The following is a 13080-nucleotide window of genomic DNA, read 5'->3' as shown; positions in this document are numbered from 1 at the left end:
CATCTACAGCGCTATCGAGGGCGCGCTCGCGAGCGGCTTCGCTACCGCCGAGCTACACCACCTGTAGGGACGCGACCCTAGCGTTTGCGAGCCTTCCCGATCAGCTCCGCTTTTGCCAATCGCGTGAAGGCAGCATGCAATTCGACAATTTCGTTCGCTAGGCTGTGAAACTGTTTCACGACCTTCCAGAAGCGATCTGGCTGCTGATACTCCCACTCGGGCGGCACAGTGTGAAAATCTGGATTGTTCGTCGGAAATGTCTCAGCCGCCAGCAAGTCGAAGTAGGCATCGGCCTTGCGCCAAAGAGCCATCTTAGCCTCTTCGAGTGTCGGCGAGAGGAACTCCTTCTCGGGCTTGTTCCAGTCATACACGAACGTTCGGAGCGGCTCGAATCGATCATAGGCGAAGGAAAAGCCAGCCATATTGTTCTGGTCGAGGAAACCGATCATGCCCTTCGAAGACAGAAGCTCCCCGAGCTCAAAGGCAAGCGTCTTATCATGCTCCTTGACCGGATCGCTGTGCGCCCCGCCCAATTCAGGATAATGCTTCCGGAACACTGACAGGTCAGTCGTCAGGTCCTGGATGATGTCATTCCAGAATAGGATGGAGACGGTGAACTTGCCGGCTTTTCTGCGTTGAGCCGAGATTTTGCGCACGGCCTTTTGCAAGACCGCGTCGCGCTTGGCAGTCGTAGCTATATAGAGTTCGTCAATAGCTGGCTGGAAGCTTTCGGCCGCAGCACTTCCTGGATTACTGTCGCCTCGCCGAGGCCCCCGATCGTGTTCTTGCCCTGCAGGCCACGCTGACGGCCATCGCCGGGCGTCCCGAAAATATCTACGCCGTCCTGCCGCTGCCCCGTACGGCCATGGCGAAAGAAGTTGGAGGAATTCCAACGCAATTTTGCAGCCGAAAGGGTGATGTCCTCGAACTCATCCCAGGACTTTGGGGTTGGAATGTTGAAGGATGCAAGTGAGGGCATTCGCTGCTTTCAGAACGGGGTGAAAGGGACGCAGGGGTGTAGGGACAGGTCAACAGCAGGGCCGCTACCCCAGTTTTATAGCAACGGTTTTACCGAGACAATGCAGACCCAGCTCCGTAGACCACTATGTAAACGGGAGATTACAGGCGGTGTCTAAGGACCGCTATTGGCTCGATTGTCGAGAACCTTCGGACAAGCATTCTGTGCCCATCAGATACTCGGACAGGCGAGTGCGGCGACCGGCACAGTGGCAGTTCAACTCGTTAGCCCCATGGCAAACAAAATATGTCTGGTAGAAATCAAGGTTAGTAGCGAGCTTTTCGCGTCTTCTTCGTTTTACTGTCAGTGCTTGGCTCAGTGCCGCCCTCGACTTCAGCCAACGTCCTTTCTACCAGATAAGAAATCTGACGTAGGTCTGATGCAAGCTTGCCGCTCCAAAGATGACTCGCCTGTTTTTCGCTCGAAGCAATCTTAGGTGCCCCAGATCGACCAAACCGAAACGTAGCGCTCACTCCCGGAAGTAGTTCAATCTCGATTTCATTAGAATGTCCAATCTTTGAGGCGATTTCGTCGATGTTCAACCTCGCGAGTATTTTAAGCTCGTCGAGCGCTATATCCGCTCTTGGAGACCGATTTAGGATCTCGCAATCGCGAACATCGCGCGTCACGCGTCGACCGAGCCCACCAAACGCGTTCAGTATCGAGTGCGGGTTCTGCAAAGCCGCGAACAAGACATACCAGAACGCGGCTTCCGGGCCGCCCCGACTGAGAACTATGTCTAGATGTTCCAAGGAGCCAGGCGCAACCTGGGTCGCCAGGAAACCTTGGGCAGCTTCCTGACCAACGCCGCCCGAGACGCCTCCTCCCTCGAAAAGCCTCTGCAAATAGGAGCCTCTTTCCTCCCTCGACGCGTTTTCGATGCTCTGCAACGAAATGCTCATGGAGAAATAGTCGGAAGCGTCACGCCACGCGGAATTTTTCGCTTGCGCGTCGGAATTCACAATAGCAGCGATCAATCGCTCGACGGGCTTGAGGGAAACGTCGTTCGCGAGCAACTCACTGACAGTCTTCAGCACTGGCAAGATATGCTGAACGGATGGAGCATTGTCTCCCCCGGCTAGTGTCGAATTACACAGTCTGTAGGCTTCGAGCCATCGGCTTGTTAGATCATCCAACTCCACCGGCGACAAGCCCGACGCTATCCCTCGCCCCCAAACGAAGCTCAATGTGCGTCGCGCGGCGGCTGGACTTGCCTGACGGGCCTTGATCTGCCCCGCTGAGAGTAGCTGAACTTCGACGATGGACAGCAATCCGACCGCCTCGACAAAAGAGGAAGATCGGCGTGAAACGCTACGGTCGAGGTAGGTTTCGGCTTGGCTATAGTCGATGATGCGACAAAACGCGGTGAATGGAGAGACGGCGTTCGGGCTTGAATTTACCGCAGCGAGCAAATCCCGGATTTGGGATTCATCAGCTACCGCCAGGATCGGGAATGAATAGCGATCTTTAGGCGGATCTTGCCAGAACGTGGCGATCCTTCCACGCTGTGCGTTCAAGGCGCTTTTGTCGAAGAATTCACGCGCACCTCTCGTGGTCTCCGCGGAAGGGCCAGCCGCGACAGTTTCCAGGAACTCACGTTTTCCGAGTGATGCCATCCACATGTCTTCACTCCTTACCGAAAATTTGACTTCGTGTAATCGCCTTGGTGGATGGCGAAACCACTTTCAACGCACCCGCGAGATAGGCCGGTATCGTATTTTCGTAATAGAAACTAAGCGCCGTCTTTGCTCGCGTCACCGCGGTATATGCCAGGCGTTTTTGCACGCCGCCCATCCTACTCAAGAAATCAAGTCCGGCGATATGAACGCACCGAAACTCAAGTCCCTTGGCAGCCGACATCGTTGTCAACCATACCGGTGCCTCAGGGTTGAAGTCGCCGTCTTTGCCGATTGTTATCGAGCCGGCTAAGCCGAGTTGATTAAAGGTCGCCGCGATAGCGGCCACCTCCTCATTTCGCGGGCAAATGATGCCGATCGTTTCTTCGGGATAGGCGACGAGCTGATCTTGGATCTGTGCGGCGATCGCCTCCGCCTGCTCTCCAATCGAGAGATCCTTTTTAATCGAGATTTTAACCGGGTATTCCTTTTCATCATACTGCGAGTTCTTTAGCAGCGGGACGTGATTGGGGTACCCCTTCAAAATCTCGTCGGCGATACGGCAGACGTCCCTACCATTTCTGAAATGATAATCCAGCGGATGTATGATTTCGACCGCGGCCTCCAGCTCTGGCAAGCAATCGTCCCCGTTGAAAACCTTTTGAAATTCGTCAGCCGCTGCCACGAGAATCGAGGTCATTCTGGAAAATATTTTGATTTCGCGGGCGGTGTAATCCTGCGCCTCGTCCAACAACAAGGCATCAAAAAGCTTCCCGATCTTTCCAGCGTCGACAAGAGCCTCGACACCAACAGCCCTCGCCTCTCTCGCCGCCTCCAGATCCATGCCACTCGTATCCACCGGGACGCCGTTTTCGCGCAAAATGCTATTAAATAGACGGGCGTGCGTGGTTACCCTGTCTGCAGGAAATTTATACTGGACACCGCCTATCTGTATGAAGTTCTTCAGGAGAGACCCAAAGACGACGACCTGGAGGTTCGGGTGATCGCCCAAAGCGAGATAATTCGCGCGTAGAAGCAGCAAATTTGTCTTGCCGCTACCGGGAGGGCCTTTGATAAGGATGCATTTCTCCGGGGGAATATCTAGAATCGCGGACTGTTCTCCTACGAGGTCAGCTTCATCCTTCCACCATGCACTCTTCATGTTTCGACACCTTGGATGGGGAGACTACGCACGACGTCTGTTCCAATCGGCTCCCCCTCGATGGCGTCATAGTAAGCGACGAGCACATCCGTAAGCGTGGTCTGAAGAAGGGGACTGCTATAGAGGTCTTCCTCTGATCCCTTGAAAATCGCCTCCCCTTGCGGAAGGTCGTCAATTTCCAATCCATCAAGAGACACGGCCGCCGAGCAGGTAATTGCGTATTGCGGTGAACCCTCGTTGTAGTCGATTTCGGACAGCTGAAGCAAAAGCGTGAGAATGTAGGGCATCCCCATGTTCTCGTCCTTGCTGAATTGAAGGACGACGGTGCGCGTATCGTGTGGGCCAATCTGAATTGTGCAGCTTCGAAGGGGGAAACATTTCAGTTCCGCCAGGACTGAGGCCAATCTCGTATCGAGCCGCCGACTAAACTGGTCCATGCGCTGCAGAAACAGCCGTCGGACTTCAGCCTGGGCGAGATCCGTGGTGGAACTCGTGACCCGTGACAGTTTTTGTCGCTCAAGGATAATCTTCCGTCGATCCTCAAGAGAGGCGGCGGGCAGAGCGGCCGCGTTTTCAAAATCGCTCCATTTCACGAGGTCCAGCCGGGTGAGTGGGTCCTTGACAAGCGCGCGTCGCGCCAGGTGCATTAAGTTACTGTCACCTCCACTGATCGGCGGGTTTGCGCGGTGGACAGCTTCCACGAGGATGGCGAACGGTTCAGAAGCTTCCTCGAAAAGCGATTTCTGCATAATGAGGTCATGAAGAACCGCTCCCATCTGGTAGAACGTCACGGCCCGCCATCCTTCGGTCGTGTCCTGCTCCTTGCGATCAAGGAATTCAGGCGAGCTATATCGAAGGGTTCCGATGAACGGACGTTGAAAGGCATCGGTCAAGTCCGATAATCCGACTGGCAAAAGCACCCCGAGGTCCAGGAGGATTGCCTTCTCGAAATCATCCGTTATGGCAATGTTTTCAGGCTTGATATCTCGATGCGCCAAGCCGAGATCCTCAAGGAAGCGCGCCGCTGATGCGATCTGCGATATTAGAACCCCATATTTTGCGGGAGGGATCGCCGCGCGGGCCTCATGAAGATTTTGGTACGGAAGACGTTCCATCACCACGAAAAGATGTCCGGTGACCGAGCAAGCTCCTCCGTCGATAATCGTGACCAAGTGAGGATGACTAAGGCCGATCAGCCCCTTTTCACGATCAATACGTTCAAGCTGGACGTCTCGCCCGTAACGTTCGATGAGTTCAGGATGGAAAACCTTTATCGCCCCTTCGACGCCGTCTCTTGTTGCGGAAAGAACGACCGCCGATTTTCCATTTCCGAAGACCCCATCTATCGCCCACCCTCCAACGTTGTCCCCCAGCAAGCTATCAGCCAAGATTTTAGCTTGAGCGCTATCCATTCAATCCACCCCACTGCAACACTGTCTAGTAGTGTTGTAAACCTAAAATTGCAATGCTTGGTCAATCGTTGAAAGCCGAGCAACGGTTGATTATCAATAGACCGCCGTTGATGTTAATCAGCCGGTGATTTTCTCCTCTTTCTCAACCCCGCCGCCCTCGCCTTTTTGGCTACCGTGGGTCTTAGTTTGGAGAAATTGCACGTGTTCGTACGAAACTGGAGCGCTTGACATAAACGTATCCGAGGATTTCCGCGCTACTTCGCGAAAGATTGGGCAATGGGTGAAATGTAGTTTCCGGATTCTTCGTTCTCGGCGCTCTGAACGTATGCGAAGTCACATTCCTCGGCGGGCACTCCCTCCGCCAGTCAATCCCCAAACGCCGTTATTTTCTGTCATTCCGACATCTTCGTCGTGTGAGCACTCACCAATCCGCTCACCGCGTTGTTGAGGGCGGTCTAGCGGATGGTTCGGCGCACGGATCGGGACTGAAACTCTCTCCCGCGCGGGCGAGCACTCGACTTGGGCCTTTAACGTGGTCATAAAGGGAAATGAAAACATTCGATGATCCACTTGAAGCCCTGCCGCAGATGGCTGATGCAATCAGCAAGTTGAATGACATATCGGTCAGGCAACAAGGCGAGATACATGCCTTGAAAATGATCGTTAGGCGCTTGGTCGTCCTATCGATCCTCCCGAATCCAGAGATAACGGCAGGGTGGGATCAGAGCTGGAATGTGGACCGCAAAAATTGGCTGTCGGCGCTTGCTGAGCTCGAACCCGGCACTGAAAATTATGACGGCAAGCGCGCAAGTATTGAGGCAGCTTTGGCTACCCTAGATACAATCCTTATTCCCGAATCCAGCACGAACGGCCCGCCTTTACCGTAATCAAAGGCGACAAAGATGACGAGTAGGCAATTTCTGAGCGATCAATTCCGCGGCAGCTTGTGAATTTCCAACATAACCGGCCCTCCCCGCTCGCAAATAATGCAGAAAAGCGCCCTCTCAACCGTGCTGAATAGCGCATCTTTGCCGTAGCGCCTGATCAGACTGGCCGCCTTCACCTCCGCATGATGCGAACAGTTTCTGCACCATGCCCGCAGCTTATGCCATTCCCGTAAATCGCCAAGAGCCACGTCGAGCCGGCATGGACACTGCCCTCCACAATGGTCTGTGGCGGAATTATAGGCTCGCCCGGCCTTAGAATTTTCTCCATCACATGCCGGCCGTTGAGGTGGATAAGCAGCATCCCCGGCCGGCGCCTGATAGCTGACTGCCATGCGGCCTGACTGACGAATGAATCCGGCGATCGACAGACTGTTTCATACAGCAATGGTGCGTATGCAGGGCAGCAAGCTAAGGCGAAGGCGTCGAAGGCCGGTCTTTGGGTAGGGACGTTTCAATTTCCATGGGACTGGCGAGCGCAGCATAGCGACGACCCGCAAGCGACGCCGGCACCGCTTTTCGCGATCGGCAACGGCAACTCAGGCTGCAACATCAAAGGCAACATTTCAGCGGACGGAGACCGTATCTATCACGTGCCTGGCCAAAAGTATTACAGCGTCACTAAAATCACCAAAGCCAAGGGCGAAAGATGGTTCTGCTCAGAGGCAGAAGCCGTTGCCGCCGGTTGGCGACAATCGAAAAGATAGTCGGTTGGCGGAAGTATGTTCCGTCGGTTTCGCTGATTTCCATGGATTTTCGATACGACCAGCCGGATTAAGTCACCACTTGTCGGCGCATCTCGACAGCCTCAGTGATGCTGATCCAACGCTTATTGTCCACGATTAGCCGGTGGATGAATCGATGGCAGCAGGCGCATAGGAGCGACATGTCCGACAGGCGGTTTCTGCTCTCCCTCAGCCGCGGCCAATGGGACGGTGTGATGCCCTTCAAAAAGGCTGTCGGTCGATCGCGGCGCATTTGCAAGCGCAGTACGCAGAAGGCTCGACAATTCAATTGCATCAGCATGTTGCCTGTCGATTGGCTTGCCGTGGCGATGGACCAAATCCAAGGCCAGCAACAAATCGTCGCGTGTCCATTTCGGATTCCCAGAGCCTTTCGTTACCGGCATGACAATGGCGCTCTCTAGTTGACTGGTTTCAATTCTGGCGTTGCGTTCAAGATGAACGACGCAGCGCTTGGCACGCTCAAGATACACAAAATTTTGCCCTGGTCATGTGGGCGATAAAAATGAAATCCATTTGAAGCCCGTGCCCTTATACAACACTCAATGTTAGGCGTCTGGTAACCTTTCCCCAATGCTAATTTAACATCTGTAGGACATTGTCGTTCGACGTAGCGAGGGTGACGGCGGTGAACAAACTATTCTTTGGGGACAATCTCCACGTTCTTCGCGAGAGAATTAATCCAGAGTCTGTTGATCTCGTCTATCTCGACCCGCCGTTCAATTCGAACGCGAACTACAATGTACTTTTTCGCGAGGATGGTGGAGCTCCTACCGAAGCGCAAGCAGAAGCGTTCAGGGATACATGGGAGTGGGGTGAACACGCTGCTGAAGCATACGAAGACGTAATGCGCGCGTCTGGTGATGTAGCTCTGGCCCTAAAGGGAATGCGAGCTTGGATAGGCCAGAATGCGATGATGGCCTACTTGGCGATGATGGCGGTGCGGCTGCTAGAACTACGCGATGTTCTGAAGCCAACCGGATCGCTGTATTTGCATTGCGATCCCAACGCCAGCCACTACTTGAAAATCATCCTAGACGCGCTGTTTGGTCCATCAGGTTTCCGGACGGAGATAAGCTGGAGACGCCAGTCGGCACACAACGACGCGAAGCAAGGACGAAAGCAATACGGAAACGTGCGTGACACGATACTCTTCTACACCAAGTCCGACAAATGGAAATGGAACACTCAATATATCCCTTATGATCCGAGGTACGTCCGGGACTTCTATAAACACAGAGAACCAGGAACAGGCCGCGCATACAGGTTGAGCGACCTCACTGGCCCTGGCGGAGCCGCCAAGGGCAATCCATTTTATGAAGTGATGGGTGTTAAGAGACACTGGAGGTTCAGCCGAGAGAAGATGGACCTACTAATTGCTCAAGGGCGGGTCGTTCAGACTAAACCCGGCACCGTCCCCGCCCAGAAGCGCTACCTTGACGAGATGCCCGGCGTAGCCCTTCAGAACGATTGGACAGATATAAAAGCGGCATCTGGCAGAGAAGCACTGGGCTACCCAACACAGAAGCCCTTGAGCCTCCTTGAACGTATCATTCAGGCATCCTCAGACCCCGGCGACGTTGTGCTTGATCCCTTCTGTGGCTGCGGCACTACGGTTGAAGCGGCAGAAAGGATCGGGCGTCAATGGATCGGCATTGATGTAACGCACTATGCGATAACGCTGATCGAAGCTCGACTAAAGGCCAATCATCCTAGCGCATCTTTTTCAGTGCATGGTCGGCCAGTCGATCTCGCGAGTGCACGCGACCTAGCTAGGCGGGACAAGCATCAATTTCAATGGTGGGCAGCGTGGCGTGTCGGCGCGCAAACCTACCGGGAAGAAAAGCGAGGGGCTGACCGCGGCATTGACGGAAACATCCTCTATAAAAATGGTCCCTATGGTGACGGTCGCATTATCATATCTGTTAAGGGTGGCGAGCACGTTGGCGCACAAATGGTGCGCGATCTACGCGGCGTGATCGAGCGGGAAGAAGCGGAAATGGGTATCCTCGTCTCGCTCGCCGACCCAACTCAACCAATGATCCGCGAAGCCGCTGATGCCGGATTTGTCACTCGCTCTGCTCATGGTCGACTGCCCAGAATTCAGGTCGCGACAATCGAAGACATGCTTTCCGGACGCATGCCAAAACTGCCCCCGCTGCCGATCCCGGAAAGGAAACTAACACCTTCCATCCGACGGAAGGACAAGGATCAGCTAGAGTTGCTGCTCCCATTCGACGGCGAAAAGATCATTCCGGCTAAAGGCGTGTTTGTCGATCCGCGCTTTGTGACCTTGACAGGCTAGTGGTGCCGATTGAGCCTGCAATAACTATGGTGACAAAGACTGGCGGAGGACTGCTCCGCTTTGCACGATGATTCTTTTCGATTTTTTGCAGGCGTACCGGTCGCTAACCAAAATGCTCAACGGCGCTCTGCGCGCATATTATGATGGCGAGTTCCACTCCACTCTGGCCGTGATGTGCTGAGCCAAACTGGCGAGGTCGGCGATACAAAGCCCATTGGTTGAAAGGCCGTGTCTGAATGTCAGGAACGCGCCTACTATCGGACATTCGGCGTGTGATCAAAGGCGTTCGAAAGCTGCCCTATATTCTGCTTTGCCTGCTGGATTGTAGCCTATAACTGGTCCTCGAGATCAAGCAACGGTCAGCTCCCGGCATCCATTCTTCTCACTGTGACCAGGGCTTCCGGAATGTCTTAGGTAGCGCAGTTAAGGTGGCAGAATGATCGATAATCCGTATGCCCGCTGGCTGAGTAAGGACAACGACAAGTGTCTTCCGGTGATCGAACAGGCTGGCATCTTCGGCATCCTTGCGGCCGTGGGGAGTCAGGTTCGGGCAGTGCTTGGCGACGGACCCACGCCATTGATGTCCGCTCTCGATCTTGAGCAGATCCAGGTGGCGGACTACGCCGGCTTTGACGGGGTCGACGAAGCGCAGGCCGCTGAGATCAGAAAATTCCAAAGGCGGTCGCCGGTCCGCGCGGACGAAATGCTCTTTCTGGGTTTGCGATCGTTGTTCCAGTTCGCCTGGCCAGAGCCGCGGAATGAAGAAGACATCCGCTACGCGGCCGCGTTCGACTTTGTCCTCAATCAGGTGTTGATGACGTGGGTTGGAGAATTCGCTGACCGGTTCTCCTCGGCGGAAGGTCTTCTGCCTTACTGGGGGCGGCTTGCCTTCCTGCGGGTGATGGTCAACTTGCCGACGGAGAACGTCGCACGGTTCGGCCTAGACAAGGTAGCCGTTGCGCTCGTGAAGAAGGCCAAGTTCAACGCGACCACGTGGGGGTTCGATAATGGGCCCGTCATTACGCTGAACTACGCACTTGAGCCAATTCTAAAGCAGCTCAATCGTTACCTCCTTCACTACCATTCCACCCAGAAAATGGCAGGGCCGGCGAGGCTCTCGCGTGCATGGCGCGGGATAGTGCCAATAGTACTGCACTTCTGGTCAGACGTTGTGGCGACGAAGCTCGTCGAGGCTTCGGTTGTGCTTTATGGCGAGGACATCGCGGCAAGGCTACACAACCTGACTAGCGATCAGGTAGACTTTATTGTCAGTCATGAGCTCGGCCACGTCGCCCTCAACCATCCGAAGCGTTTTCAGGCTGCAAAGGAAATGGGTGGAGACGTCACCGCGGTTCGGCACGAGTTTGAATTTGGAGCCGACACATTCGCCTTAGGCCTGATGCGTTCAAGACTGATCGGTCGCGTGAAGCAAATAGTTAGCGACGATCGGCAGCCAAGCGCGAATGATAATCTCAAGACTGACGTGGCGTTCGAGTTGCACGAGTACCAGCGTGCCCTTGGTGCAGCCTACCTACTGTTTATCTACATGGACTTCATCCAGCGAGCGGGGGAGCTGGTCAGGGATAGATTGGGTAACCGGGTGCCGTTCCTGGAACGCATGGACACACATCCGCGGGCCAATGAGCGCCTGAAGCGACTGGAGCTAATAAACGCCGGCGAGCACCTCTATACGAGCACGCTACAACGCTATGCGCGCGATTTCTTCGATGCCCTTCTAGATCACGTGTCGTCGCTCAGTGACGAGGAAATTCTGGCGAGCCTTGCATAGAGCAGCCGCCAGAATGCTCACTCCGTCGCCTACGATCGGCAGTCAGCGTACGTCGCGAACCTGCCTCAAGTACGGTAGGTAAGGGGGGCGACCCTACCCACCATCCGCCTTGGATTCAAAAGCGCGGTGGTGGGTGAAACAAGCACCACATTGTGCATGGCCGGTCCGTAAGCTGTTCAACCACGACCGAGCTCGCCAGTCCGCAAAGCGCCTTATCTCGGTCATTCGCAAGTCGCAACGTTCCCCTGAAAGCGGACATCGTCGGTACCGATGACCTTATCCATGATACCATCCTTTATCGCCGATAAAGGGGGCTGGATTTTTGTCAAGTTACGGACGCAACAATTTCGAGCTGAATTCGGCGATTGCCCTTCGGGATGTATACCGCCTATTCCTCGTGTTCAGCGGTGACGAGAGGATTTTTGAGCTAGCGCCCGAACCCGACGACCCTTTGAGGCTCATGCGGGAGGATCATCTATTTGACGAAATCACGCATCTGCTGGTCGGCACGGCTATCGCGAACAGAATTCACCTTGAGCATATGAGCAGACTTCGGGTCGATCCTGCGGAACCGCGGCACCAGCCAATTGTCGTCGGCTGTGGAACGCTCGATCCCGATGTTCTATCCGGCAAGCCGCAGGCTCCCCTCACCTTCGAGCAAGCCTGCAATAAAATCATTCACGCCATCCATATTGTACCGGACTGCGGCAACCCTTCTGAAAATCCGCTAAGTAGTGACGTGAAGCTCAGAGGACATTTGGGTAAAGCGGCCTGGGCCGCACACCTCAATATCCCGCAATATGTACGTGCCACGGTGATGAATTTCCGGGACCACACATGAACCAGATTGCTGTTACAAGCGGAACGGCCCTATTCGAAATCCCGAACGTCAGCGACAGGAACACAGCTATCTTTCTTGTGCTTTGGATTCTGAGATCAAACTTTTGAGCTGTCAACGATACTCGCCGCGGCGGTAAATACTACGAATAGATCGAAGCGGAGGGGTGAAATGATGACTTGGTGGGAGCGCCAGGTGCGGAAGTGGAACCGGCGGCGGAGCGCTTTCCAACGCGCCCGGTCACGCTGGTGGCAAGCCATTGAACCTTACACCCCGGCGTTCGTGCTTCTCGTGCTTTGGTTATCGGTGCTGGTTTGGATTCGGCCCTATTTTGGAGATGTCGGCACTGTTGAACAGGGCGTCTACATCGAGGCGTGGGGTACGATTTTTGACCTCTTCTTCGTCGCCATACTGCTCTACTGGTTTGAAAGCCGACGGCACCGGAAGCAGCAAATTGAGCGGTATTCCGAGGAGATCGATGATTTCAAACAATGGGACAACGACGAAGCCCGTGTCCGCATTGCTGGCAATTTGCGTCGTCTAGCGGCACACGGAAAGTCGGACTTCGACCTTGGCGGAATCGTGCTTCGGGACTTTTCGTTTCACGCAAACCGCATCCACAATCTTCGCGGCACATCCTTCGCTTCAGGTAACTTCGGCGTCTACAAGACATCTTTGACCAAGGTTAACTTCGCGCACACGGATTGCACGGGTGTGATCTTCTCCAGGACGGTCTTTGGGATCGCGGGAAGCGGTACGGTTTGTGCTGACCTCTATTTTTCAGACATTTCCCTCATAAACGCACGCTTCGATGGAGCGGTGATGGAATGGTCCGATATTCGCCCAGACGAAGATGACTGGTACGAGTATGACGGTGAGGAACGGACGCAAGTGTACGGTTCTCCTTTCGAAGAATCCAATCTAGCGGGTGCGAGCTTCAAAGGCGTGAAATTTAAAAACGGTGACTTCCGCTATGCGGTAAACGTCGAGCTTGCGGATTTCACCGATGCGGAAGGCCTCGACACCTGCATCTTCGACGAAGGAATCCGTGAGAAAATCGGCGGCAAGCCGAACGTCATTGTGGTGCCTGGGAAGGCTGAGCAAACACCGGTTATCATGACTTGGGAGTCGAAGAAGAAAGATTAGAGTGCGCCCTGCACCCGGCACCACAGTGAAAAAAACCTCCTCGGCATCGATAGCCAGGACGAGCTCGACCAGTTCGAGCTGGCACTGTTCCCTAACCCGGGCCGACG

Annotated in this window: 12 protein-coding genes; 6 read left to right on the top strand and 6 right to left on the bottom strand. The window is 54.6% G+C overall.

All coding sequences use genetic code 11. The annotated features are described in order from the left end of the window. Nucleotides 1–77 precede the first annotated feature (77 nt). From AC0L14_RS30680 to AC0L14_RS30660, 5 genes are all read right to left on the bottom strand, one after another. A complete protein-coding gene (locus AC0L14_RS30680; RefSeq protein WP_473751729.1) occupies nucleotides 78–668 on the bottom strand; it encodes a hypothetical protein in 591 nt (196 codons plus the stop codon). Nucleotides 669–694: 26 nt separating this feature from the next. Continuing rightward, a complete protein-coding gene (locus AC0L14_RS30675) occupies nucleotides 695–979 on the bottom strand; it encodes a hypothetical protein (protein ID WP_473751728.1) in 285 nt (94 codons plus the stop codon). 305 nt (nucleotides 980–1284) lie between these two features. Continuing rightward, nucleotides 1285–2640 (bottom strand): hypothetical protein, encoded by a 1356-nt coding sequence (locus AC0L14_RS30670; protein ID WP_473751727.1) that lies wholly within the window; start codon nucleotides 2638–2640, stop codon nucleotides 1285–1287. Nucleotides 2641–2644: 4 nt separating this feature from the next. Further along, nucleotides 2645–3796, bottom strand: coding sequence for an ATP-binding domain-containing protein (locus AC0L14_RS30665; protein WP_473751726.1), 1152 nt, complete (start codon nucleotides 3794–3796; stop codon nucleotides 2645–2647). Next, a complete protein-coding gene (locus tag AC0L14_RS30660) occupies nucleotides 3793–5208 on the bottom strand; it encodes a protein kinase domain-containing protein (protein WP_473751725.1) in 1416 nt (471 codons plus the stop codon). The genes AC0L14_RS30665 and AC0L14_RS30660 overlap by 4 nt, the downstream gene beginning before the upstream one ends. 548 nt (nucleotides 5209–5756) lie before the next feature. Here AC0L14_RS30660 and AC0L14_RS30655 point away from each other — a divergent pair. Both AC0L14_RS30655 and AC0L14_RS30650 read left to right on the top strand, forming a co-directional pair. After that, nucleotides 5757–6095 carry a hypothetical protein gene (locus AC0L14_RS30655; RefSeq protein ID WP_473751724.1) on the top strand — a complete coding sequence of 113 codons (339 nt, stop codon included), beginning with the start codon at nucleotides 5757–5759 and terminating at the stop codon, nucleotides 6093–6095. Between the two features lie 401 nt (nucleotides 6096–6496). Beyond that, the gene (locus AC0L14_RS30650; protein ID WP_473751730.1) at nucleotides 6497–6859 is read left to right on the top strand and encodes a sunset domain-containing protein; all 363 of its coding nucleotides are present in this window, start codon (nucleotides 6497–6499) and stop codon (nucleotides 6857–6859) included. Nucleotides 6860–6981: 122 nt separating this feature from the next. Here the strand turns inward: AC0L14_RS30650 and AC0L14_RS30645 are convergent, their stop codons facing one another. Beyond that, nucleotides 6982–7368 (bottom strand): hypothetical protein, encoded by a 387-nt coding sequence (locus tag AC0L14_RS30645; RefSeq protein WP_473751723.1) that lies wholly within the window; start codon nucleotides 7366–7368, stop codon nucleotides 6982–6984. 155 nt (nucleotides 7369–7523) lie between these two features. Between AC0L14_RS30645 and AC0L14_RS30640 the strand changes: the two genes are divergently transcribed. From AC0L14_RS30640 to AC0L14_RS30625, 4 genes are all read left to right on the top strand, one after another. Continuing rightward, nucleotides 7524–9200, top strand: a complete 1677-nt coding sequence (locus tag AC0L14_RS30640; RefSeq protein WP_473751722.1) for a site-specific DNA-methyltransferase — start codon at nucleotides 7524–7526, stop codon at nucleotides 9198–9200. 436 nt (nucleotides 9201–9636) lie between these two features. Beyond that, the gene (locus AC0L14_RS30635; RefSeq protein WP_473751721.1) at nucleotides 9637–10989 is read left to right on the top strand and encodes a hypothetical protein; all 1353 of its coding nucleotides are present in this window, start codon (nucleotides 9637–9639) and stop codon (nucleotides 10987–10989) included. Nucleotides 10990–11311: 322 nt separating this feature from the next. Beyond that, nucleotides 11312–11830 carry a hypothetical protein gene (locus AC0L14_RS30630; protein WP_473751720.1) on the top strand — a complete coding sequence of 173 codons (519 nt, stop codon included), beginning with the start codon at nucleotides 11312–11314 and terminating at the stop codon, nucleotides 11828–11830. Between the two features lie 168 nt (nucleotides 11831–11998). After that, nucleotides 11999–12973 (top strand): pentapeptide repeat-containing protein, encoded by a 975-nt coding sequence (locus AC0L14_RS30625; RefSeq protein ID WP_473751719.1) that lies wholly within the window; start codon nucleotides 11999–12001, stop codon nucleotides 12971–12973. Nucleotides 12974–13080 lie beyond the last annotated feature (107 nt).

It is taken from the genome of Mesorhizobium sp. WSM4841, assembly GCF_055811515.1.
This window is presented reverse-complemented; position numbering and strand designations above follow the sequence as displayed.